At 48.5% G+C, this 21993-nt stretch carries 15 protein-coding genes, 2 tRNA genes, 3 rRNA genes, 12 pseudogenes and 1 riboswitch; of the genes and pseudogenes, 17 read left to right on the forward strand and 15 right to left on the reverse strand.

Annotated features, from left to right (window positions below):
• Positions 1–91: 91 nt before the first annotated feature.
• The 3 genes and pseudogenes from ACQGXV_RS28400 to ACQGXV_RS28410 all read left to right on the forward strand — a co-directional run bounded on the left by ACQGXV_RS28400 (position 92) and on the right by ACQGXV_RS28410 (position 1328).
• Positions 92–562, forward strand: coding sequence for an IS630 transposase-related protein (locus ACQGXV_RS28400; RefSeq protein WP_440863899.1), 471 nt, complete (start codon positions 92–94; stop codon positions 560–562).
• A pseudogene (locus ACQGXV_RS28405) lies at positions 448–915 on the forward strand (IS630 family transposase); the annotation flags it as partial. The gene ACQGXV_RS28400 and the pseudogene ACQGXV_RS28405, both read left to right, overlap by 115 nt.
• 74 nt (positions 916–989) lie before the next feature.
• Complete coding sequence (locus tag ACQGXV_RS28410) at positions 990–1328, forward strand: YijD family membrane protein (protein WP_440867658.1); 339 nt, start codon at positions 990–992, stop codon at positions 1326–1328.
• A 29-nt stretch (positions 1329–1357) separates the two neighbouring features.
• Here the strand turns inward: ACQGXV_RS28410 and trmA are convergent, their stop codons facing one another.
• Positions 1358–2461, reverse strand: a complete 1104-nt coding sequence (gene trmA / locus ACQGXV_RS28415) for a tRNA (uridine(54)-C5)-methyltransferase TrmA (protein WP_440863901.1) — start codon at positions 2459–2461, stop codon at positions 1358–1360.
• 398 nt (positions 2462–2859) lie between these two features.
• Between trmA and ACQGXV_RS28420 the strand changes: the two are divergent.
• The 3 genes and pseudogenes from ACQGXV_RS28420 to ACQGXV_RS28430 all read left to right on the forward strand — a co-directional run.
• Positions 2860–3198: pseudogene (locus tag ACQGXV_RS28420) on the forward strand (transposase); the annotation flags it as partial.
• A 224-nt stretch (positions 3199–3422) separates the two neighbouring features.
• Positions 3423–4346, forward strand: coding sequence for an IS5 family transposase (locus ACQGXV_RS28425; RefSeq protein ID WP_440863818.1), 924 nt, complete (start codon positions 3423–3425; stop codon positions 4344–4346).
• A 73-nt stretch (positions 4347–4419) separates the two neighbouring features.
• Complete coding sequence (locus tag ACQGXV_RS28430; protein WP_440863903.1) at positions 4420–4974, forward strand: transposase family protein; 555 nt, start codon at positions 4420–4422, stop codon at positions 4972–4974.
• Positions 4975–4993: 19 nt separating this feature from the next.
• Here ACQGXV_RS28430 and ACQGXV_RS28435 read toward each other — a convergent pair.
• The 3 genes and pseudogenes from ACQGXV_RS28435 to ACQGXV_RS28445 all read right to left on the reverse strand — a co-directional run.
• Positions 4994–5461, reverse strand: a pseudogene (locus tag ACQGXV_RS28435) (IS630 family transposase); the annotation flags it as partial.
• Positions 5347–5736 carry an IS630 transposase-related protein gene (locus ACQGXV_RS28440; RefSeq protein ID WP_440867659.1) on the reverse strand — a complete coding sequence of 130 codons (390 nt, stop codon included), beginning with the start codon at positions 5734–5736 and terminating at the stop codon, positions 5347–5349. The gene ACQGXV_RS28440 and the pseudogene ACQGXV_RS28435, both read right to left, overlap by 115 nt.
• Before the next feature lie 123 nt (positions 5737–5859).
• Positions 5860–6015, reverse strand: a complete 156-nt coding sequence (locus ACQGXV_RS28445; RefSeq protein WP_440863905.1) for a helix-turn-helix domain-containing protein — start codon at positions 6013–6015, stop codon at positions 5860–5862.
• A gap of 40 nt (positions 6016–6055) precedes the next feature.
• Between ACQGXV_RS28445 and ACQGXV_RS28450 the strand changes: the two genes are divergently transcribed.
• The 3 genes and pseudogenes from ACQGXV_RS28450 to ACQGXV_RS28460 all read left to right on the forward strand — a co-directional run.
• Positions 6056–6328, forward strand: coding sequence for a transposase family protein (locus ACQGXV_RS28450; RefSeq protein ID WP_440867660.1), 273 nt, complete (start codon positions 6056–6058; stop codon positions 6326–6328).
• Positions 6329–6381: 53 nt separating this feature from the next.
• Positions 6382–6486: pseudogene (locus ACQGXV_RS28455) on the forward strand (transposase); the annotation flags it as partial.
• Positions 6487–6684: 198 nt separating this feature from the next.
• A pseudogene (locus ACQGXV_RS28460) lies at positions 6685–7549 on the forward strand (IS256 family transposase); the annotation flags it as partial.
• A gap of 35 nt (positions 7550–7584) precedes the next feature.
• Here the strand turns inward: ACQGXV_RS28460 and ACQGXV_RS28465 are convergent.
• Together ACQGXV_RS28465 and ACQGXV_RS28470 are read right to left on the reverse strand one after the other, a co-directional pair.
• A complete protein-coding gene (locus ACQGXV_RS28465; protein ID WP_440863907.1) occupies positions 7585–7878 on the reverse strand; it encodes a transposase family protein in 294 nt (97 codons plus the stop codon).
• Complete coding sequence (locus ACQGXV_RS28470) at positions 7829–8497, reverse strand: transposase family protein (protein ID WP_440863909.1); 669 nt, start codon at positions 8495–8497, stop codon at positions 7829–7831. The genes ACQGXV_RS28465 and ACQGXV_RS28470 overlap by 50 nt, the downstream gene beginning before the upstream one ends.
• 82 nt (positions 8498–8579) lie before the next feature.
• A riboswitch (cobalamin riboswitch) is annotated at positions 8580–8709 on the forward strand.
• A gap of 90 nt (positions 8710–8799) precedes the next feature.
• Here ACQGXV_RS28470 and ACQGXV_RS28475 point away from each other — a divergent pair.
• Positions 8800–9112 (forward strand): annotated as a pseudogene (locus ACQGXV_RS28475) (TonB-dependent receptor plug domain-containing protein); the annotation flags it as partial.
• Here ACQGXV_RS28475 and ACQGXV_RS28480 read toward each other — a convergent pair.
• From ACQGXV_RS28480 to ACQGXV_RS28515, 8 genes and pseudogenes are all read right to left on the reverse strand, one after another.
• A complete protein-coding gene (locus ACQGXV_RS28480; RefSeq protein WP_440863911.1) occupies positions 9097–9981 on the reverse strand; it encodes an IS630 family transposase in 885 nt (294 codons plus the stop codon). The pseudogene ACQGXV_RS28475 and the gene ACQGXV_RS28480 sit on opposite strands and share 16 nt — an antisense overlap.
• A 95-nt stretch (positions 9982–10076) precedes the next feature.
• Positions 10077–10922, reverse strand: a pseudogene (locus ACQGXV_RS28485) (IS481 family transposase); the annotation flags it as partial.
• A 17-nt stretch (positions 10923–10939) separates the two neighbouring features.
• Positions 10940–11194, reverse strand: a pseudogene (locus ACQGXV_RS28490) (integrase core domain-containing protein); the annotation flags it as partial.
• Between the two features lie 102 nt (positions 11195–11296).
• Positions 11297–11659 (reverse strand): annotated as a pseudogene (locus ACQGXV_RS28495) (DDE-type integrase/transposase/recombinase); the annotation flags it as partial.
• A gap of 79 nt (positions 11660–11738) precedes the next feature.
• Entirely contained in the window at positions 11739–12683 is a 945-nt protein-coding gene (locus tag ACQGXV_RS28500; RefSeq protein ID WP_440863913.1) for an IS30 family transposase, read from the reverse strand.
• A complete protein-coding gene (locus ACQGXV_RS28505; RefSeq protein ID WP_440863915.1) occupies positions 12625–12972 on the reverse strand; it encodes a hypothetical protein in 348 nt (115 codons plus the stop codon). Before ACQGXV_RS28505 ends, ACQGXV_RS28500 begins: the two co-directional genes overlap by 59 nt.
• 59 nt (positions 12973–13031) lie before the next feature.
• Complete coding sequence (locus tag ACQGXV_RS28510; protein WP_440863917.1) at positions 13032–13262, reverse strand: transposase; 231 nt, start codon at positions 13260–13262, stop codon at positions 13032–13034.
• Positions 13263–13449: 187 nt separating this feature from the next.
• Positions 13450–13656: pseudogene (locus ACQGXV_RS28515) on the reverse strand (helix-turn-helix domain-containing protein); the annotation flags it as partial.
• A 408-nt stretch (positions 13657–14064) separates the two neighbouring features.
• Between ACQGXV_RS28515 and ACQGXV_RS28520 the strand changes: the two are divergent.
• The 7 genes and pseudogenes from ACQGXV_RS28520 to rrf form a co-directional block, all read left to right on the forward strand.
• Positions 14065–14518: pseudogene (locus ACQGXV_RS28520) on the forward strand (TonB-dependent receptor domain-containing protein); the annotation flags it as partial.
• Complete coding sequence (gene murI, locus ACQGXV_RS28525) at positions 14463–15323, forward strand: glutamate racemase (protein WP_440863919.1); 861 nt, start codon at positions 14463–14465, stop codon at positions 15321–15323. The pseudogene ACQGXV_RS28520 and the gene murI, both read left to right, overlap by 56 nt.
• 401 nt (positions 15324–15724) lie before the next feature.
• A 16S ribosomal RNA gene (locus ACQGXV_RS28530) occupies positions 15725–17266 on the forward strand.
• 75 nt (positions 17267–17341) lie between these two features.
• Positions 17342–17418 (forward strand) — tRNA-Ile (locus tag ACQGXV_RS28535).
• A 103-nt stretch (positions 17419–17521) separates the two neighbouring features.
• A tRNA-Ala gene (locus ACQGXV_RS28540) sits at positions 17522–17597 on the forward strand.
• A gap of 172 nt (positions 17598–17769) precedes the next feature.
• Positions 17770–20677 (forward strand): 23S ribosomal RNA (locus tag ACQGXV_RS28545).
• A gap of 114 nt (positions 20678–20791) precedes the next feature.
• A 5S ribosomal RNA gene (gene rrf / locus ACQGXV_RS28550) occupies positions 20792–20907 on the forward strand.
• Together the 16S, 23S and 5S rRNA genes with 2 tRNA genes alongside form the textbook arrangement of a ribosomal RNA operon.
• Positions 20908–21040: 133 nt before the next feature.
• Here rrf and ACQGXV_RS28555 read toward each other — a convergent pair.
• Positions 21041–21958, reverse strand: a pseudogene (locus tag ACQGXV_RS28555) (IS481 family transposase); the annotation flags it as partial.
• Positions 21959–21993 lie beyond the last annotated feature (35 nt).

Raw genomic sequence — 21993 nt, forward strand, 5'->3', positions numbered from 1 at the left:
GGTATGCGGTAGGCGTCTCATCGTGTTCCTGAGTGTTTAAAACACTTGAGTGTTTATAGCTAAACGACTTAATTTTGATTACATTATTTAAATGAGCTATTCAATTGATTTTAGACGTAAAGTGATATCTACACGGAAAAACGAAGGGTTGAGTATCCGAGAAACAGCGAAGCAATTTCGGATTGGCCCTGCCTCTGTATCGCGTTGGATTAATCAAATAGAGTCAAAAGCATCGACCACGCGTCAGCGAAAGATCGATAAATCCGAGTTGATAAAAGATGTTGAACAATATCCAGATGCTTACCAAAAAGAACGTGCAGAGCGTTTTGGCGTTTGTCAGAAGGCCATTTGGCAAGCGCTTAAAAAGCTGGGATTGACCTATAAAAAAAAACGCTACGTCATCCGAAAGCCGACGAAAACGCCCGGCAGGGATTTCAACAAAAAAAACAACAGTATGAAAAAGAAGGTAAACCTATTGTTTTTATTGATGAAAGTGGTTTTTCACACGATACCCCACGGACTCACGGCTATTCCCCAAAAGGTCAACGGTGTTTTGGCCTGAAGAACTGGGGAGCTAGGGGAAGAACAAATGTTATCGGCGCTTTATTAGGCACAACGCTGTTTGCTATCGGATTATTTGATATCAATATTAACAGCGATGTTTTCTATGCCTGGGTCACACAAGTCCTTATCCCAGTACTCCCTAAAAACAGTGTAATCATGATGGACAATGCCACTTTTCACAAAAAACATAATATTCAACAAGTCATCATCGATGCAGGGTATATGGTGGAGTATTTGCCTACATATTCGCCAGATCTTAACCCAATTGAGCATAAATGGGCACAAGCAAAAAGCAAAAAAAGAGAGATGGGTTGCGATACAGAGAGTTTGTTCTCAGTCCATATGGTGTAATCAAAATTAAGTCGCTTGGCTATAAAACTACGGGAGACATCATGACAAAATACCCTCATCAATAAAAAGGCACCCTGGTTTTGGCATTGATCGCAGGTTTATCGGTCAATGGTTCATTTGCCTCCTTGTTCAGTTCAATCGTGCCCTTTTCCGTCTTTCCGCTGGTTGCGCTGGTGCTTTCGGTTTACTGCCTGCACCAGCGTTACCTCAATATTGAGATGCCTGAAGGCATACCGCTGCTGGCCGCCGCCTGCTTTTTACTGGGGCTGCTGCTGTATAGCGCATTGGTTCGCGTTGAATACCCACAGATTGGCTCCAACTTCCTGCCTTCGTTACTGTGTGTCGTGTTGGTGTTCTGGATTGGCTTGCGGCTTAAAAAGCGCCTCCCGGTAGACAACGCGCCTGCATCCTGATGGTCACGTTTTCGCGATGAAGAAAACGGTTACGCCTTCTTCTCTAACAGCACGCCGCATTCAATATGATGGGTATAGGGAAACTGATCGAACAGCGCCAGACGAGTGATACGGTGCGTCGTCGTGAGTTGGGTCAGGTTGTTGCACAGGGTTTCCGGGTTGCAGGAGATGTAGAGGATGTGCGAGTAACCCTGCACCATGGACAGCGTTTGGTCGTCCAGGCCGCTACGGGGTGGATCGACAAAAATGGTGTCGCACTGATATTCGGACAAATCGATACCCTGCAAACGGGTAAATTCACGCTGACCCTGTAGCGCTTGGGTGAATTCTTCTGCCGACATGCGAATAATCTGCACGTTATCAATCTGGTTCGCGGCGATGTTGAATTGTGCCGCGGCGACGGACGGTTTGGCGATTTCGGTGGCTAATACACGATTGAAATTACGTGCCAAGGCCAATGAGAAGTTGCCATTACCGCAATAAAGCTCGAGCAGATCGCCTTTTGAGCCTGCAGTAGCCTTCAGCGCCCACTCCAGCATTTGGATATTGATGGCGGCATTGGGCTGGGTAAAGCTGTTTGCCACCTGACGGTAGATAATCTCACGCCCGGCGACGGGTAGGCGTTCATCCACATAATCTCTGTCGAGACAGATTTTAGTTTTTGTTGCCCGGCCAATCAGTTGCAGAGCGAACCCCTGAGCGCGCAGTGTATCGCGCAGCGCGCGCGCCTGTTGTTGCCACGCGTCATCTAACGCTTTGTGGTAGATAAATGTCACCACGACTTCACCGCTCATCGTCGACAGATAGTCAATCTGAAACAGCTTGTGACGCAGTATCACATCGTTGCGTAGTGCATCGATCAGAATGGGCATGAGTCGATTAATCAACGCACTGGCCACAGGGAATTGATCGACCCTGACCCGCTGTTTGGTCTGCTGATCGAACATGATGTGGTAGAGATCGTCACCTTCGTGCCACATGCGAAATTCGGCCCGCATGCGGTAATGACTCTCAGGGGAACGGAACACCTCTGGCTCTGGCGCAGTAAAGGGCACCATCATCTGCCGTAGACGTTCCGTCTTTTCCGCAAGCAGGTCGTCATACTGTTCGATGGGCAGGTTCTCTGGCGTCATGGTGTTCTCGGCTTCAAAACGATGAAAAGAAGTTTACTGGCCGGCATTGTAGGGCATATCGAAGGGATGTCCAGCGTTGTTGCTGCGATAATAATCTCGCATCGCGGAAGTCTAGATATCCGTAAGCGGCTATCGTAGCATAGCGTGCCGGTATTGCACTGTGTGCTGAAGCAGTGTGAGTTAAAAGGGAATCCAGTAAGCGTGTTGCTTAATAGTGAAATAAGGGTGTTTCGGTGATTGAAGTAAATTTTACGCTGTTCTGAGATGGAAATTCCAAAGACCGGCGCTAAGGAGTAAGAAGGTATCATCAATAAAGAGTCTACGATTCCGTAAAATTTGAGACTGTAAAATAATCTGTGTAAATTGCATTTTGAGGAAAACCTTCAAAGGATAACAAAATGCCTATCAGCAACGAACTTATTGACCAACTGCTTCAAGATTGTCACTCCCCTCAGGATCTGCTGGGTGAATCAGGCCTACTCAAGGTGCTGACTAAAAGACTGGCGGAACGGGTTCTTGAAGCTGAGATGGAGATGCACCTTGGGTATGCTAAGCATGACCCGGCAGGTAATCATTCAGGCAACTCCCGCAATGGCAAGACATCCAAGAGCGTACGTAGCCAAAATGGGGAGATCGAGCTCGATATTCCGCGCGACCGCAACAGTACCTTCGAGCCGACACTGATCGGTAAGAACGAAAAACAGCTTAACGGCTTCGATGACCGCATTATTTCTCTAAACTAGTTGCTGAATAGAGACTTGCATTTTTTGTCATGCTATTGAGAATAAAAAGAGGTTTAACTTAGAGAATAAAGGTTTGAAATGATCAACAAAGAGCGGTTGTTACGAGATAATCGTTTATGTAAAGCAATCATTGGATTATCAGGGCTTTGTTGAATAAATCGAACTTTCAGGGGATCGCCGGATCAAAGCACTATCATCGCTCCCGATAGCAGCTCCCCATGGCAAAGCAAAAGTTTAAAATCACCAACTGGCCCACCTACAACAAAGCACTCAGACAACGCGGCTCCCTGACGGTCTGGCTTGATGAGTCGGCCATCGCTGCATGGACTGACAGTTCTTCGCCTGAAGGTCGTGGTCGGCCGCTTTACTACACCGATATGGCTGTTACCACGGTTTTGATGATAAAGCGCGTGTTTAACCTGTCGCTCCGGGCATTACAGGGCTTTGTCGACTCGGTTTTTACACTGATGAACCTGCCACTGCGCTGCCCGGACTACTCTCTGGTCAGTCGGCGGGCACAAACCGTCAGTATCAGCATAAAAACGCCAACGCGTGGTGAAATCTCGCATCTGGTCATCGACAGTACCGGTCTGAAGGTCTTTGGCGAAGGTGAATGGAAAGTCAGGCAGCATGGGGCTGACAGACGAAGAGTGTGGCGCAAGCTTCATCTGGCAGCAGACAGTGCGACGCATGAGATTATCTGTGCCGACTTATCGCTCAGCGGAACGACAGATGCGCAGGCACTGCCGTGCCTGATTAACCAAACCCACCGAAAAATCAGGGAAGTGTCAGCAGACGGTGCTTATGACGCCCGTTACTGCCACGATGCGTTGCTAAGAAAGAAAATCAGGCCCCTTATCCCGCCGCGAAGCGGAGCCAAATACTGGCCGGACAAGTACCATGAACGTAACCATGCGGTGGCGAATCAGCGTCTGAGCGGGAGTAATGATATGTGGAAAAAGAAAGTGGGTTATCACCGGCGTTCAGTGGCAGAAACAGCGATGTTCCGCATAAAAACTTTGCTGGGTGGCCATCTGAGCCTGCGTGACTATGAGGCTCAAGTAGGTGAAGCCATAGCGATGGTCAAAGCGCTGAACCGTATGACGTTGTTGGGTATGCCACACAGCGTCAGGATAGGATAACAGGTGTAGCAGAGGGAGTCATCCTGTCGGCTAATTCTGATTTATTCAACAAAGCCGATTATCAGTCGAAGAATTGAAAAATTTAGCCGCTGAATTTTCAGCTTGTTATTTGATTTATCGGAAAAAGAATCGAAAAGATCACGAGCGGCAGATGGGTGCAGGGCAGAAAGGATTTATCCCAACCCCATTAGATAAACTGCTTTTTATTTTATTGTATTTAAAATGTTATCCGACCTATGATTTGCAAGGACTTCTTTTTGGTTTAGATAGAACACGGGTATGTCGCTGGGTAAAAATATTATTGCCGGTTTTAGAGATGACCTTGGGGCGAGAGTGTGTTTTGCCCGCTCGTCAAATTCGCTCTGCTGAGGAATTTTTTTGCGCCTTTCCTGGAGTTAAAGACGTCTTTATTGATGGGACAGAGCGACCTGTCCAAAAGCCTAAGAATCTGCGTCGGCGAAAAAAAATGTATTCGGGAAAGAAAAGACAGACCACTCGAAAAGGGCTTATTATGACTGACGAAACAAGGCAAATTGGATTTATCCCCATGAGCAAAAATGGGCGCCGTCACGATAAACGCTTACTCGATAAAGTCGATATAATTCGCCATATTCCTCCTGAGGTATAGCCAAGCGACTTAATTTTGATTACACCATATGGACTGAGAACAAACTCTCTGTATCGCAACCCATCTCTCTTTTTTTGCTTTTTGCTTGTGCCCATTTATGCTCAATTGGGTTAAGATCTGGCGAATATGTAGGCAAATACTCCACCATATACCCTGCATCGATGATGACTTGTTGAATATTATGTTTTTTGTGAAAAGTGGCATTGTCCATCATGATTACACTGTTTTTAGGGAGTACTGGGATAAGGACTTGTGTGACCCAGGCATAGAAAACATCGCTGTTAATATTGATATCAAATAATCCGATAGCAAACAGCGTTGTGCCTAATAAAGCGCCGATAACATTTGTTCTTCCCCTAGCTCCCCAGTTCTTCAGGCCAAAACACCGTTGACCTTTTGGGGAATAGCCGTGAGTCCGTGGGGTATCGTGTGAAAAACCACTTTCATCAATAAAAACAATAGGTTTACCTTCTTTTTCATACTGTTGTTTTTTTTGTTGAAATCCCTGCCGGGCGTTTTCGTCGGCTTTCGGATGACGTAGCGTTTTTTTTTATAGGTCAATCCCAGCTTTTTAAGCGCTTGCCAAATGGCCTTCTGACAAACGCCAAAACGCTCTGCACGTTCTTTTTGGTAAGCATCTGGATATTGTTCAACATCTTTTATCAACTCGGATTTATCGATCTTTCGCTGACGCGTGGTCGATGCTTTTGAGGCTTTGTTGAATAATTTAACCGTTTGATTTACATCTTCTTTAGGTAGAATGCATGTACAGAGACTGTATTTTGTTAGAACGACAAATCAAGTAGTTAGCACAATAAAAAGCATTACGGCTGGAAAACTTAGTTGTTGAAGTGTTATAATAATTATGTAAATCAGCATGTTAAATTATTCAACAAAGCCTGCTTTTGACTCTATTTGATTAATCCAACGCGATACAGAGGCAGGGCCAATCCGAAATTGCTTCGCTGTTTCTCGGATACTCAACCCTTCGTTTTTCCGTGTAGATATCACTTTACGTCTAAAATCAATTGAATAGCTCATTTAAATAATGTAATCAAAATTAAGTCGTTTAGCTATAACCATCTGGGCAGATACCGGTTTTCAAGGTATAGATAAACAGCATCCTAATACACAAATCCTAAAAAAAGGAACTCGAAAAAGACCTTTATCGCCTGAACAAAAACAAGAAAATAAAATAATCTCGGGCATCCGTATTACAGTTGAACACGCCATCGCGGGTATCAAGCGCCTCGGTTGCATGACCCAAATTTTACGGAATCGTAGACCCTTTATTGATGATACCTTCTTACTCCTTAGCGCCGGTCTTTGGAATTTCCATCTCAGAACAGCGTAAAATTTACTTCAATCACCGAAACACCCTTATTTCACTATTAAGCAACACGCTTTCTATATTCCAGAGGGTTATCAACCCGTGATATTCAGGCACACTTTAAAGAAGTCTACGGGGTCGATGTTTCCGCTGGCTTCATTTCTCAAGTGACCAATGCTGTGATGGATGACGGCTTTGTTGAATAATTTAACCGTTTGATTTACATCTTCTTTAGTTAGAATGCATTTACAGAGAATGTATTTTGTTAGAACGACAAATCAAATAGTTAGCACAATAAAAAGCATTCCGAGAGGAAAAATTAGTCGTTGAAATTTTATAATGCTTATATAAATCAGTATCTTAAATTATTCAACAAAGCCATGGATGACGTTAAGCGCTGGCAGCAACGGCCGCTGGATGCGCTTTATCCCATTGTTTACCTTGACTGTATTGTTGTCAAAAGCCAGGACGGCGGAGCCGTGGCCAACAAGTCTGTTTATCTGGCCCTCGGCGTCAACGGCCAGGGCGAAAAATAGCTGCTGGGGCTATGGATAGCCAAAACTGAGGGGGCCAAGTTCTGGTTATCTGTGATGACAGAACTGAAAAATCGTGGGCTAAAGGACATCTTCGTCGCCTGCTGCGATGGCCTGAAAGGCTTTCCTGATGCCATTGAAGCTGTTTACCCGCATACGCGGGTACAGCTCTGCATTGTGCATCAGGTGCGGAACTCGCTGCGCTACGTCGGCTGGAAAGAGCGTAAGGCCGTTGCTGCTGACCTGCGCACCATCTATAGTTCCGCAACGCTAGAGGGCGCTGAAGAGGCCCTGGATGCCTTCGCGGCCAAATGGGATGAGCAGTTCCCGACGATCAGCCCGTCGTGTAGAAATATAGCCAAGCGACATTATTTTGATAACAGCCAGCTATGCTTCTTTGCCGCATATCAGGGCATAGGATGTAATCATTTTTAAGTCGGTTGGCTATAATTGGGAACGTCTCATCGTCATTTTTGACTTTCCGCCGGAGATCCGCAAGGTTATCTACACCACCAACGCGATAGAGTCGTTAAATGCTTCATTGCGCAAGATAACGAAAACGCGACGAATATTTCCAACGGATGACTCGGTGATAAAATTACTCTATCTAGCCTTGCATAATATCTCTGCTAAATGGACCTTGCCAATCAGAGACTGGAAACCTGCTATGAGCCAATTCATGTTGATGTATGGAGAACGAATCTCCGGTTAAGCAATGGAGCCATTTACACAAAATTCTTTACAGACTCAAATTTGGGTCATGCAACCGAGGCGCTTGATACCCGCGATGGCGTGTTCAACTGTAATACGGATGCCCGAGATTATTTTATTTTCTTGTTTTTGTTCAGGCGATAAAGGTCTTTTTCGAGTTCCTTTTTTTGGGATTTGTGTATTAGGATGCTGTTTATCTATACCTTGAAAACCGGTATCTGCCCAGATGGTTACCTCAGGAGGAATATGGCGAATTATATCGACTTTATCGAGTAAGCGTTTATCGTGACGGCGCCCATTTTTGCTCATGGGGATATAGCCAAGCGACATTATTTTGATAACAGCCAGCTATGCTTCTTTGCCGCATATCAGGGCATAGGATGTAATCATTTTTAAGTCGGTTGGCTATAAATCCAATTTGCCTTGTTTCGTCAGTCATAATAAGCCCTTTTCGAGTGGTCTGTCTTTTCTTTCCCGAATACATTTTTTTTCGCCGACGCAGATTCTTAGGCTTTTGGACAGGTCGCTCTGTCCCATCAATAAAGACGTCTTTAACTCCAGGAAAGGCGCGAAAAAATTCCTCAGCAGAGCGAATTTGACGAGCGGGCAAAACACATTCTCGCCCAAAGGTCATCTCTAAAACCGGCAATAATATTTTTACCCAGCGACATACCCGTGTTCTATCTAAACCAAAAAGAAGTCCTTGCAAATCATAGGTCGGATAACATTTTAAATACAATAAAATAAAAAGCAGTTTATCTAATGGGGTTGGGATAAATCCTTTCTGCCCTGCACCCATCTGCCGCTCGTGATCTTTTCGATTCTTTTTCCGATAAATCAAATAACAAGCTGAAAATTCAGCGGCTAAATTTTTCAATTCTTCGACTGATAATCCAATGATTGCTTTACATAAACGATTATCTCGTAACAACCGCTCTTTGTTGATCATTTCAAACCTTTATTCTCTAAGTTAAACCTCTTTTTATTCTCAATAGCCTGACAAAAAATGCAAGTCTCTATTCAGCAACTAGTTTAGTGAAAATCTGGAGCTGACGCGCAGCGGTAAGGGGAAGGGAAACGACAGCATTAAATGCAGACACTGCCTGCGGGTGGGAAGTCGTCGTTTCTGATTGCAACAGCAATGTCACTCGAGCCCGAAGACCTGCCGGTTTACGTCGCAATGTTCACGATCGTCGCGAGCTATCGATTGTGGTAATGCGGCATCCGCAATGTGATTTGGATGCTAACTACATGTCTTATAAAAAATTATCGCTGCTGGCGGCGCTCTCTGTCACGGCTTTTTCTGGCTGGGCACAGCAAACTGACAACAACACCATGGTGGTTACCGCTAACCGTTTTCAACAGCCGGTTAATACGGTGTTGGCGCCTACAACAGTGGTGACTCGCGAAGATATTGACCGCTGGCAGGCGAAGAGCTTGACTGACGTGATGCGCCGTTTGCCGGGGGTGGATATTGGGCAGAATGGTGGGTTGGGGCAAATGAGTTCTATGTTTATTCGTGGCACCAATTCTAACCATGCTCTGATTTTAATCGACGGTATACGTTTGAATCAGTCTGGTATAGCCAAGCGACTTAATTTTGATTACACCATATGGACTGAGAACAAACTCTCTGTATCGCAACCCATCTCTCTTTTTTTGCTTTTTGCTTTTTGCTTGTGCCCATTTATGCTCAATTGGGTTAAGATCTGGCGAATATGTAGGCAAATACTCCACCATATACCCTGCATCGATGATGACTTGTTGAATATTATGTTTTTTGTGAAAAGTGGCATTGTCCATCATGATTACACTGTTTTTAGGGAGTACTGGGATAAGGACTTGTGTGACCCAGGCATAGAAAACATCGCTGTTAATATTGATATCAAATAATCCGATAGCAAACAGCGTTGTGCCTAATAAAGCGCCGATAACATTTGTTCTTCCCCTAGCTCCCCAGTTCTTCAGGCCAAAACAACGTTGACCTTTTGGGGAATAGCCGTGAGTCCGTGGGGCATCGTGTGAAAAACCACTTTCATCAATAAAAACAATAGGTTTACCTTCTTTTTCATACTGTTGTTTTTTTTGTTGAAATCCCTGCCGGGCGTTTTCGTCGGCTTTCGGATGACGTAGAGTTTTTTTATAGGTCAATCCCAGCTTTTTAAGCGCTTGCCAAATGGCCTTCTGACAAACGCCAAAACGCTCTGCACGTTCTTTTTGGTAAGCATCTGGATATTGTTCAACATCTTTTATCAACTCGGATTTATCGATCTTTCGCTGACGCGTGGTCGATGCTTTTGACTCTATTTGATTAATCCAACGCGATACAGAGGCAGGGCCAATCCGAAATTGCTTCGCTGTTTCTCGGATACTCAACCCTTCGTTTTTCCGTGTAGATATCACTTTACGTCTAAAATCAATTGAATAGCTCATTTAAATAATGTAATCAAAATTAAGTCGTTTAGCTATATGTACTAGCTCAGACCTGATCTGACAGTTACCGGTTATTTATACAGGTGTCTGTCAGATTACATCCGGTTCAGATCCTTTTCTGCCCAGACCCGTTTTCCATCAAGTAACGTGGCCATTGGCGTTCGCCCGCAGCACATTTTTCCCTGATGAGTTCGCTCATTATTGTAATGCCACAACCAGTTGTCCAGATCTGCCTGCAGGCTCTCCAGGTCCCCATATAACTTCTTGCGGAACGTAACCTGATAAAAATCCTGCAAAATCGTTTTATGGAAGCGCTCGCAGATGCCGTTCGTTTGCGGAGACATCGCCTTCGTTTTTGTATGGTCGATATCGTTGATGGCCAGATACAGCTGGTAATCATGCTGCCCCACCTTACCACAGTACTCCGTTCCCCTGTCGGTCAGTATTCTCAGCATCGGCAGTCCCTGAGCCTCGTAGAACGGCAGTACGCGATCATTTAGCAGGTCGGCGGCAGTGATCGGCGTTTTACTCGTATAAAGCTTGCAGTGTGCCACTTTCGAGTACGTATCCACGAACGTCTGCTGGTAGATACGGCCCACCGCTTTCAGATTGCCAACGTAGAAGGTGTCCTGCGACCCGAGATAACCCGGATGAGCCGTCTCGATTTCGCCGCTGGCCTCATCATCATGCGCCTTTTTCTCCAGCGCTGCGATTTGGACATCGGTAAGCACGATGCCTTCTCTGGCAACTTTTTCCTCAAGCGCCTTCAGGCGTTTACGGAAGTTCTCCAGATCGTGCCGTTGCCAGATGGACCGCACGCCGCTGGCGGAGATAAATACGCCTTTTTTACGCAGCTCATTACTGGTCCGGTGCTGCCCGTGGGCCGGGAACTCAACGGCATATTCAACAACCGCGCGTTCAGTGGCTTCGTCGGCGCGGTTTGCACTGGTCAAGTAAATCAGGACACTTTTTTCTCAGCCATTTGTTCATAACGCACCGGAGACAGATCCCCGTTAGCGGCATGATGCCTGTGTAGGTTGTAGTAGCGGATATACGTCGCCACATCCTGCTCCATGTAAGCCCGTGTTGGCTGGGGTACCAGCAGCAACCATTCATGTTTCAGACTGCCCCAGAAGCGCTCCATCACCGCATTATCCCAGCAGGCACCCACGTCTCCCATACTGCTCCTCAGCCTGTAGCTGCTCCTCAGCCTGTAGCTGCTCCTCAGCCTGTAGCTGCTCCTCAGCCTGTAGCTGCTCCTCAGCCTGTAGCTGCTCCTCAGCCTGTAGCTGCTCCTCAGCCTGTAGCTGCTCCTCAGCCTGTAGCTGCTCAGCAGCGCCTGAAAGCGTTGTCCCGTGTACTGCGCCCCCCTGTCCGTATGCACCACCAGGCCCGGCGGGGGAGTTCGCAGGTTATATGCCTTCATCAGGGCCCCGCAGACCAGCGATGAGGTCATCCGTCTGTCCACCTGCCAGCCCACTATCTGCCGGGAGTACAAATCCATAATAGCCGCCAGATACAGCAAGCCTTCACCGGTCTTCAGATACGTGATGTCACTCGCCCACACCTGATTTGGCCCCGGCGGGTTAAAATTCTGGTTCAGCAGGTTTGGGGCCACCTCTGCACCCGGGCGGGGTTTTGTCGTGACCTTATAAGTCCGGCGCTGTCGGCAGACCAGCCCCTCTTCCGCCCCATTCCCAGTCGAAACGCAACAAAACGGTAGGGCATTATGCCGCCTGTAAGTGCGTTAAAAATACCTAATTTGGAGAACGATAACCCAGCGATTTTCGGCCTCGCGTATTGAGCAGGTGTTCGAGTGCTGCAACCTTGCGATGGGTGACATAATTGAAGTCCGTTCCCTTCGGGTAAAAACGCCGTATCAGCCCGTTGGTATGCTCATTCAACCCGCGTTCCCAGGAATGATATGGCCGGGCAAAGTAGACCGGTGCCCCCGTGACTTTTGTAATTTCCCCGTGCTGGGAAAATTCAGAACCGTTGTCAGCAGTCAGGGTTTTAAACTCGCAGAAGGTATTGGCAACGATGTCCCTGAAGGCCGCTACCACTGTCTCTGCTCGCTTGTTGGGCAGTTTGCGAATGATGACCAGCTTGACGGCTTTATCGACCACCGTCAGCAGGAATGATTTCTGATCTTTGCCAAAGATGGTGTCAATCTCGAAATGCCCGGGTTCCTGCTTGAGGTCAGCAACGGCCGGCCGCTGCTCAATGCCAACACGGTTGGGAATAGGACCGCGTTTGTTCTCATCGGTCTGATAGTTATACCGTTTACCCCGATGAGGGAGCTGCTGATACAGCTCACCGCCGGCCCGGCGCTCCTGCTGGATATAGCGATAGAGCGAGTTCTTGCTGACGGACAGGCCAAATTCCAGGACCAGGCGCCCACTGATGACCTCAGGTGAGGTGTGGGTAGACAGCGCCGTTCTGATAAAGTCCTGAATGTGCGGTTCAAGCTGGTTAATCACGCTGTCCGGCCGTGTTTTCTGCCGCCGCCCTCTGGCCAACGTTTCGGCCCTTCTGCAGGAATAGACCCCGTTGAAAGCGGCGTCGGTATTGCGTCTGAGTTCCCTGCTGATGGTAGAACGAGGAAGCTCCAGTTCCCGGGCGATGGTGGCCTGGTTAACCCCATCACCACGCCGCTTTTCGATGTAGAACCGTTCTTTGTGAGTCAGATGTTTTCCCTGCATGCAACGGGATCTCCAGTAGGGCCAGAACGGTGATTTTATCCGACTCTGGCCAGTGGGTCACTTTGTTGCGTTTCGAGTGGGAATGGGGCTCCTGCATGATTTTCCTCACCCGCCAGCGGCTGATTATGATGCCTTTTCCACGAAGCCTTTTGACCAGCGTCCGGCTTCCTGCTCCCTGCCTGCTGGCGGCGAACAGCGCCTTTAACCTGACCCGGACCTCCACGTCTTTTTGCAGCGGTTCGGCGGGCTTTTTTCGCCATGCATACCAGGCAGAGGCCGTCACACGCATGACCCGACAGAGTGTACGAACGCTGAAGTCAGTGGCATTGTCGAGAATGAACCGGTATCTCACGACATATGTTTCGCGAAGAAGGCACTCGCCTTTTTTAGTATCTCCTTCTCTGTACGTAACTCTTTGTTTTCCTTTTGTAACCGTTTTAACTCTGCACGTTCATCATCGCTGAGTACGCCGTTGCTCTGCTCGCGTGCCAGCGAGACCCATGTATACAGGGTTTTGTTGCTTATGCCCAGCGATGCTGCTGCCCTGGCTATAGTATAGCCCTGCTCTGTTATAGCCAAACGACATTATTTTGATAACAGCCAGCTATGATTCTTTGCCGCATATCAGGGCATAGGATGTAATCATTTTTAAGTCGGTTGGCTATACCAGGGCAACGGCTTCCTTTTTAAACTCAGGGGTAAATTGTCGTTTATGGTTCACTAAACACCTCCGTTTTGGATGTAAGTTTAGTGTCCTGATTATTCAATCACTACAGTTCTTCAGGTTGGGAACCCGGCGGTTCTGGTTAACCAGTGCATCGATGCCACCTTCAGCAGCCAGTTCCTGATAACGGTAAAACGTGTCGCGCGACACGCCCATGATCTTGCAGGCTTTTGATACGTTACCAAGTTCTTCGGCGAGATTGAGCAGGCCGGCTTTGTGTTTGATGATGTGATTGTTAGTATGAAGCATGAGAGTTACCTCGCGTTTTGTTTAAGGATTAGACACCCATATCAAAACCGGTAACTCTCAACCTTTCAAGGTCATGTGTCAGATCAAGTCGCGACTAATACACGTAATGATATTGATAACCTGATTTACACTGACTCAACGCTCCACTATAGCAACATCCAAGAAGCTCGAATTAAAGGTGTAGAAGCAACGGCATCCTTCGAAACGGGCCCTCTGGCTCGGCTTTGTTGAATAATTTAACCGTTTGATTTACATCTTCTTTAGTTAGAATGCATTTACAGAGAATGTATTTTGTTAGAACGACAAATCAAATAGTTAGCACAATAAAAAGCATTCCGAGAGGAAAAATTAGTCGTTGAAATTTTATAATGCTTATATAAATCAGTATCTTAAATTATTCAACAAAGCCCTCTGGCTCATAAAGTGTCATTTGATTACCTCGACCCACGTAATACCCAAACAAATAAAGTGCTATTACGTCTCGCTAAACAACAGGTTAAGTATAGCCAAGCGACATTATTTTGATAACAGCCAGCTATGCTTCTTTGCCGCATATCAGGGCATAGGATGTAATCATTTTTAAGTCGGTTGGCTATATCAGTTGGATTGGGCTGTTGCTGATCTTGATTGGTCATTGAGTTACCAGTATCTCGGTCAGCGTTACGATACTGACTACAAGACTTACCAAACCATCAAAATTGGCGGCGTAAGTCTCTGGGACCTCGCTGTATCATATCCTGTCACCTCTCATCTTACAGTTCGTGGTAGAATCGCCAACCTGTTTGATAAAGAGTACGAGACAGCATATGGCTATCAAACGGCAGGAAGAGAGTACTATCTCAACGGAAGCTACACCTTCTAACCTGCCCGCCCGCCCCACGGTTTTGGTGTTTGACTCCGGCGTGGGGGGGTTATCTGTGTATAACGAGATTCGGCAGTTGCTGCCGGATCTTCATTATATCTACGCCTTCGATAATGAAGCGTTCCCCTACGGTGAGAAGCCGCAAGACTTTATCGTTGAGCGTGTGGTTCAAATCGTTTCTGCGGTACAACAGCGCCACCAACTGGCCGCCGTGGTTATTGCCTGCAACACCGCAAGCACCATTTCACTGCCCGCATTGCGCGAGCGTTTTACCTTCCCGGTAATCGGCGTTGTGCCAGCGGTGAAGACTGCCGCAAAGCTGACACGCAACGGTATCGTCGGTGTTCTGGCGACGCGCGCCACGGTGCAACGCTCCTACACGCACGAACTGATTGCCCGTTTTGCCACAGACTGCCAGATATTACTGCTGGGGTCGGCCGAGTTGGTGGAACTTGCGGAGGCTAAGTTGCAAGGGGATAACGTATCGTTGTTGGCGTTGCAGCAAATTTTGCACCCTTGGCTGAAATTGCCTGAGCCTCCGGATACTGTGGTGCTTGGCTGTACGCACTTCCCGCTTTTGGCTGAAGAGTTGCAGTTGGTGTTACCAAACGGCACGCGGCTGGTGGATTCCGGGGCGGCAATCGCCAGAAGAACTGCATGGCATCTCGCTAACCTGGAGCAGCCACCGGTTCTGAGCTCGGAAAAGAATCTGGCTTATTGCATGACTATCACGCCTAAAGTAGCGACCCTGTGGCCTGTTTTGCAGCGTTTCGGCTTTGAATCGTTGGAAAAACTGCCGTTTTAATGGCTTTTTGGCTGAATAGTAGACACTCAGAAATAAAATTGAAATTAGCCCTTGTCAGGGCGCGAGAAGTGTCTATACTGCGCCTCCACTGACACGGCAACAGCGACACGCAGTTGTGGTAACAGTAAGAAGTAAAACAGGAAAGCCGAACGCGAAATTGAAAAATTAACGTTGACTTTTCAGCGGTGCAGCGTAATATGCGCCTCCCGCGCCACGGTAGATGTGGCAACGCTCTTTAACAATTAATCAGACAATCTGTGTGGGCACTCACAGGACTTTATCGTAAAGCCTACGGGCTTAAAAAATAAAAGTCTTGCAGAGTGAACAACAGTTAATTCATTACGAACTAACAGTAATAATTCTTTGAGCATCGCTTCTCTTGCAGAAGCAAATCAAACTTTAAATTGAAGAGTTTGATCATGGCTCAGATTGAACGCTGGCGGCAGGCCTAACACATGCAAGTCGAGCGGTAGCACAGTAGAGCTTGCTCTTTGGGTGACGAGCGGCGGACGGGTGAGTAATGTCTGGGAAACTGCCTGATGGAGGGGGATAACTACTGGAAACGGTAGCTAATACCGCGTAACGTCGCAAGACCAAAGTGGGGGACCTTCGGGCCTCACGCCATCAGATGTGCCCAGATGGGATTAGCTAGTAGGTGGGGTAATGGCTCACCTAGGCGACGATCCCTAGCTGGTCTGAGAGGATGACCAGCCACACTGGAACTGAGACACGGTCCAGACTCCTACGGGAGGCAGCAGTGGGGAATATTGCACAATGGGCGCAAGCCTGATGCAGCCATGCCGCGTGTGTGAAGAAGGCCTTCGGGTTGTAAAGCACTTTCAGCGAGGAGGAAGGCAGTAAGGTTAATAACCTTGCTAATTGACGTTACTCGCAGAAGAAGCACCGGCTAACTCCGTGCCAGCAGCCGCGGTAATACGGAGGGTGCAAGCGTTAATCGGAATGACTGGGCGTAAAGCGCACGCAGGCGGTTTGTTAAGTTGGATGTGAAATCCCCGGGCTTAACCTGGGAACTGCATTCAAAACTGGCAAGCTAGAGTCTCGTAGAGGGGGGTAGAATTCCAGGTGTAGCGGTGAAATGCGTAGAGATCTGGAGGAATACCGGTGGCGAAGGCGGCCCCCTGGACGAAGACTGACGCTCAGGTGCGAAAGCGTGGGGAGCAAACAGGATTAGATACCCTGGTAGTCCACGCTGTAAACGATGTCGATTTGGAGGTTGTGCCCTTGAGGCGTGGCTTCCGGAGCTAACGCGTTAAATCGACCGCCTGGGGAGTACGGCCGCAAGGTTAAAACTCAAATGAATTGACGGGGGCCCGCACAAGCGGTGGAGCATGTGGTTTAATTCGATGCAACGCGAAGAACCTTACCTACTCTTGACATCCAGAGAACTTGGCAGAGATGCCTTGGTGCCTTCGGGAACTCTGAGACAGGTGCTGCATGGCTGTCGTCAGCTCGTGTTGTGAAATGTTGGGTTAAGTCCCGCAACGAGCGCAACCCTTATCCTTTGTTGCCAGCGATTCGGTCGGGAACTCAAAGGAGACTGCCAGTGATAAACTGGAGGAAGATGGGGATGACGTCAAGTCATCATGGCCCTTACGAGTAGGGCTACACACGTGCTACAATGGCGTATACAAAGAGAAGCGACCTCGCGAGAGCAAGCGGACCTCATAAAGTACGTCGTAGTCCGGATTGGAGTCTGCAACTCGACTCCATGAAGTCGGAATCGCTAGTAATCGTAGATCAGAATGCTACGGTGAATACGTTCCCGGGCCTTGTACACACCGCCCGTCACACCATGGGAGTGGGTTGCAAAAGAAGTAGGTAGCTTAACCTTCGGGAGGGCGCTTACCACTTTGTGATTCATGACTGGGGTGAAGTCGTAACAAGGTAACCGTAGGGGAACCTGCGGTTGGATCACCTCCTTACCTAATGATACTGATTCTGTGAAGTGTTCACACAGATTGTCTGATGAAAGAAATCGAGCGGTTAGAAGACCTTATAGGCTTGTAGCTCAGGTGGTTAGAGCGCACCCCTGATAAGGGTGAGGTCGGTGGCTCAAGTCCACTCAGGCCTACCAAAATCGTTCTTGTGCTGCGTTGTGAAACAACTTGCATACTGGTGTATGCGTCGTCATTCCACGCCTTGCTCAAAAACGATTTGGCAAAGGTCTAACATTCGATGGGGCTATAGCTCAGCTGGGAGAGCGCCTGCTTTGCACGCAGGAGGTCTGCGGTTCGATCCCGCATAGCTCCACCATTTACCGTCTCGATACCCAATACTTCAGAGTGTACTGTTTGACAGTATGCTGCGAAGTATTTTGCTCTTTAACAATCTGGAACAAGCTGAAAATTAAAACGAGCAATATTGGCTCACTACCAATATTGTGATTCTCTCAAGCTTTCACACCCGAAACATTTTCGGGTTGTGAGGTTAAGTGAATAAGCGTACACGGTGGATGTCTAGGCAGTCAGAGGCGATGAAGGGCGTGCTAATCTGCGAAAAGCGTCGGTAAGCTGATATGAAGCGTTACAACCGACGATACCCGAATGGGGAAACCCAGTGCAATTCGTTGCACTATCATGTCATGAATACATAGTGGCATGAGGCGAACCGGGGGAACTGAAACATCTCAGTACCCCGAGGAAAAGAAATCAACCGAGATTCCCCCAGTAGCGGCGAGCGAACGGGGAAAAGCCCAGAGTCTGAATCAGCTTGTGTGTCAGTGGAAGCGTCTGGAAAGTCGCACAGTAAAGGGTGATAGTCCCGTACACGAAGATGCACAGGTTGTGAGCTCGATGAGTAGGGCGGGACACGTGACATCCTGTCTGAATATGGGGGGCCCATCCTCCAAGGCTAAATACTCCTGACTGACCGATAGTGAACCAGTACCGTGAGGGAAAGGCGAAAAGAACCCCGGCGAGGGGAGTGAAATAGAACCTGAAACCGTGTACGTACAAGCAGTGGGAGCACTCTTTATGGGTGTGACTGCGTACCTTTTGTATAATGGGTCAGCGACTTATATTCTGTAGCAAGGTTAACCGTATAGGGGAGCCGTAGGGAAACCGAGTCTTAACTGGGCGTTAAGTTGCAGGGTATAGACCCGAAACCCGGTGATCTAGCCATGGGCAGGTTGAAGGTTGGGTAACACTAACTGGAGGACCGAACCGACTAATGTTGAAAAATTAGCGGATGACTTGTGGCTGGGGGTGAAAGGCCAATCAAACCGGGAGATAGCTGGTTCTCCCCGAAAGCTATTTAGGTAGCGCCTCGTGAATTCATCTTCGGGGGTAGAGCACTGTTTCGGCTAGGGGGTCATCCCGACTTACCAACCCGATGCAAACTACAAATACCGAAGAATGTTATCACGGGAGACACACGGCGGGTGCTAACGTTCGTCGTGAAGAGGGAAACAACCCAGACCGCCAGCTAAGGTCCCAAAGTCATGGTTAAGTGGGAAACGATGTGGGAAGGCATAGACAGCCAGGATGTTGGCTTAGAAGCAGCCATCATTTAAAGAAAGCGTAATAGCTCACTGGTCGAGTCGGCCTGCGCGGAAGATGTAACGGGGCTAAACCATGCACCGAAGCTGCGGCAGCGACGCTTAGGCGTTGTTGGGTAGGGGAGCGTTCTGTAAGCCGTTGAAGGTGAACTGTGAGGTTTGCTGGAGGTATCAGAAGTGCGAATGCTGACATAAGTAACGATAAAGCGGGTGAAAAGCCCGCTCGCCGGAAGACCAAGGGTTCCTGTCCAACGTTAATCGGGGCAGGGTGAGTCGACCCCTAAGGCGAGGCCGAAAGGCGTAGTCGATGGGAAACAGGTTAATATTCCTGTACTTGGTGTTACTGCGAAGGGGGGACGGAGAAGGCTATGTCATCCGGGCGACGGTTGTCCCGGTTTAAGCGTGTAGGTGGGTGACTTTGGTAAATCCGGGTCGCTATTAACACTGAGGCGTGATGACGAGGTACTACGGTACTGAAGTGACAGATGCCCAGCTTCCAGGAAAAGCCTCTAAGCATCAGGTAACATTGAATCGTACCCCAAACCGACACAGGTGGTCAGGTAGAGAATACCAAGGCGCTTGAGAGAACTCGGGTGAAGGAACTAGGCAAAATGGTGCCGTAACTTCGGGAGAAGGCACGCTGTGCGAGGTGAAGAGACTTGCTCTCCGAGCTTTGCGCAGTCGCAGATACCAGCTGGCTGCAACTGTTTAATAAAAACACAGCACTGTGCAAACACGAAAGTGGACGTATACGGTGTGACGCCTGCCCGGTGCTGGAAGGTTAATTGATGGGGTTATCCGTAAGGAGAAGCTCTTGATCGAAGCCCCAGTAAACGGCGGCCGTAACTATAACGGTCCTAAGGTAGCGAAATTCCTTGTCGGGTAAGTTCCGACCTGCACGAATGGCGTAATGATGGCCAGGCTGTCTCCACCCGAGACTCAGTGAAATTGAACTCGCTGTGAAGATGCAGTGTACCCGCGGCAAGACGGAAAGACCCCGTGAACCTTTACTATAGCTTGACACTGAACCTTGAGCCTTGATGTGTAGGATAGGTGGGAGGCTTTGAAGTGTGGACGCCAGTCTGCATGGAGCCAACCTTGAAATACCACCCTTTAATGTTTGATGTTCTAACCTGGGCCCATAATCTGGGCTGGGGACAGTGTCTGGTGGGTAGTTTGACTGGGGCGGTCTCCTCCCAAAGAGTAACGGAGGAGCACGAAGGTTAGCTAATCCTGGTCGGACATCAGGAGGTTAGTGCAAAGGCATAAGCTAGCTTGACTGCGAGAGTGACGGCTCGAGCAGGTACGAAAGTAGGTCTTAGTGATCCGGTGGTTCTGAATGGAAGGGCCATCGCTCAACGGATAAAAGGTACTCCGGGGATAACAGGCTGATACCGCCCAAGAGTTCATATCGACGGCGGTGTTTGGCACCTCGATGTCGGCTCATCACATCCTGGGGCTGAAGTAGGTCCCAAGGGTATGGCTGTTCGCCATTTAAAGTGGTACGCGAGCTGGGTTTAGAACGTCGTGAGACAGTTCGGTCCCTATCTGCCGTGGGCGTTGGAGAATTGAGGGGGGTTGCTCCTAGTACGAGAGGACCGGAGTGAACGCACCACTGGTGTTCGGGTTGTCATGCCAATGGCATTGCCCGGTAGCTACGTGCGGAAGAGATAAGTGCTGAAAGCATCTAAGCACGAAACTTGCCCCGAGATGAGTTCTCCCTTGTCCCTAGAGGACGCTGAAAGGCCGTTGAAGACGACGACGTAGATAGGCTGGGTGTGTAAGTGCAGCGATGCATTGAGCTAACCAGTACTAATGACCTGTGAGGCTTAACCTTACAACGCCGAAGATGTTTTGGTGTTGGTGTAGAGAATCAGAACTCGTGAAGTTCAGCTTGTTGACAGATTGGTCTTGCTGGCTCGAAAGGGCGGGTGAGATGAAACAGAATATGCCTGGCGGCGATAGCGCGGTGGTCCCACCTGACCCCATGCCGAACTCAGAAGTGAAACGCCGTAGCGCCGATGGTAGTGTGGGGCTTCCCAATGTGAGAGTAGGGAACTGCCAGGTTTTTATATCGATTATCAGACGGTGTCTGATGATGAGAAATAGCGAAAGGACAGCCCTTTTTGCTGTGCGCTAATATGTACTAGCTCAGACCTGATCTGACAGTTACCGGTTATTTATACAGGTGTCTGTCAGATTACATCCGGTTCAGATCCTTTTCTGCCCAGACCCGTTTTCCATCAAGTAACGTGGCCATTGGCGTTCGCCCGCAGCACATTTTTCCCTGATGAGTTCGCTCATTATTGTAATGCCACAACCAGTTGTCCAGATCTGCCTGCAGGCTCTCCAGGTCCCCATATAACTTCTTGCGGAACGTAACCTGATAAAAATCCTGCAAAATCGTTTTATGGAAGCGCTCGCAGATGCCGTTCGTCTGCGGAGACATCGCCTTCGTTTTTGTATGGTCGATATCGTTGATGGCCAGATACAGCTGGTAATCATGCTGCTCCACCTTACCACAGTACTCCGTTCTCCTGTCGGTCAGTATTCTCAGCATCGGCAGTCCCTGAGCCTCGTAGAACGGCAGTACGCGATCATTTAGCAGGTCGGCGGCAGTGATCGGCGTTTTACTCGTATAAAGCTTGCAGTGTGCCACTTTCGAGTACGTATCCACGAACGTCTGCTGGTAGATACGGCCCACCGCTTTCAGATTGCCAACGTAGAAGGTGTCCTGCGACCCGAGATAACCCGGATGAGCCGTCTCGATTTCGCCGCTGGCCTCATCATCATGCGCCTTTTTCTCCAGCGCTGCGATTTGGACATCGGTAAGCACGATGCCTTCTCTGGCAACTTTTTCCTCAGGCGCCTTCAGGCGTTTACGGAAGTTCTCCAGATCGTGCCGTTGCCAGATGGACCGCACGCCGCTGCCGGAGATAAATACGCCTTTTTTACGCAGCTCATTACTGGTCCGGTGCTGCCCGTGGGCCGGGAACTCAACGGCATATTCAACAACCGCGCGTTCAGTGGCTTCGTCGGCGCGGTTCTTCAGGTTGGGAACCCGGCGGTTCTGGTTAACCAGTGCATCGATGCCACCTTCAGCAGCCAGTTCCTGATATAGCTAAACGACTTAATTTTGATTACATTATTTAA

This window comes from Symbiopectobacterium purcellii (genome assembly GCF_052050035.1).
Lineage (GTDB): Bacteria > Pseudomonadota > Gammaproteobacteria > Enterobacterales > Enterobacteriaceae > Symbiopectobacterium > Symbiopectobacterium purcellii_A.

Coding starts and splice junctions, on each gene's coding strand:
- ACQGXV_RS28400 (WP_440863899.1), top strand. CDS start 92: ATGAGCTATTCAATTGATTTTAGACGTAAAGTGATATCTACACGGAAA.
- trmA (WP_440863901.1), bottom strand. CDS start 2,461: ATGACGCCAGAGAACCTGCCCATCGAACAGTATGACGACCTGCTTGCG.
- ACQGXV_RS28425 (WP_440863818.1), top strand. CDS start 3,423: ATGGCAAAGCAAAAGTTTAAAATCACCAACTGGCCCACCTACAACAAA.
- ACQGXV_RS28445 (WP_440863905.1), bottom strand. CDS start 6,015: ATGAGCTATTCAATTGATTTTAGACGTAAAGTGATATCTACACGGAAA.
- ACQGXV_RS28465 (WP_440863907.1), bottom strand. CDS start 7,878: ATGTCGCTTGGCTATATCCCCATGAGCAAAAATGGGCGCCGTCACGAT.
- ACQGXV_RS28470 (WP_440863909.1), bottom strand. CDS start 8,497: ATGATCAACAAAGAGCGGTTGTTACGAGATAATCGTTTATGTAAAGCA.
- ACQGXV_RS28480 (WP_440863911.1), bottom strand. CDS start 9,981: ATGAGCTATTCAATTGATTTTAGACGTAAAGTGATATCTACACGGAAA.
- ACQGXV_RS28500 (WP_440863913.1), bottom strand. CDS start 12,683: ATGCAGGGAAAACATCTGACTCACAAAGAACGGTTCTACATCGAAAAG.
- ACQGXV_RS28505 (WP_440863915.1), bottom strand. CDS start 12,972: ATGCGTGTGACGGCCTCTGCCTGGTATGCATGGCGAAAAAAGCCCGCC.
- murI (WP_440863919.1), top strand. CDS start 14,463: ATGGCTATCAAACGGCAGGAAGAGAGTACTATCTCAACGGAAGCTACA.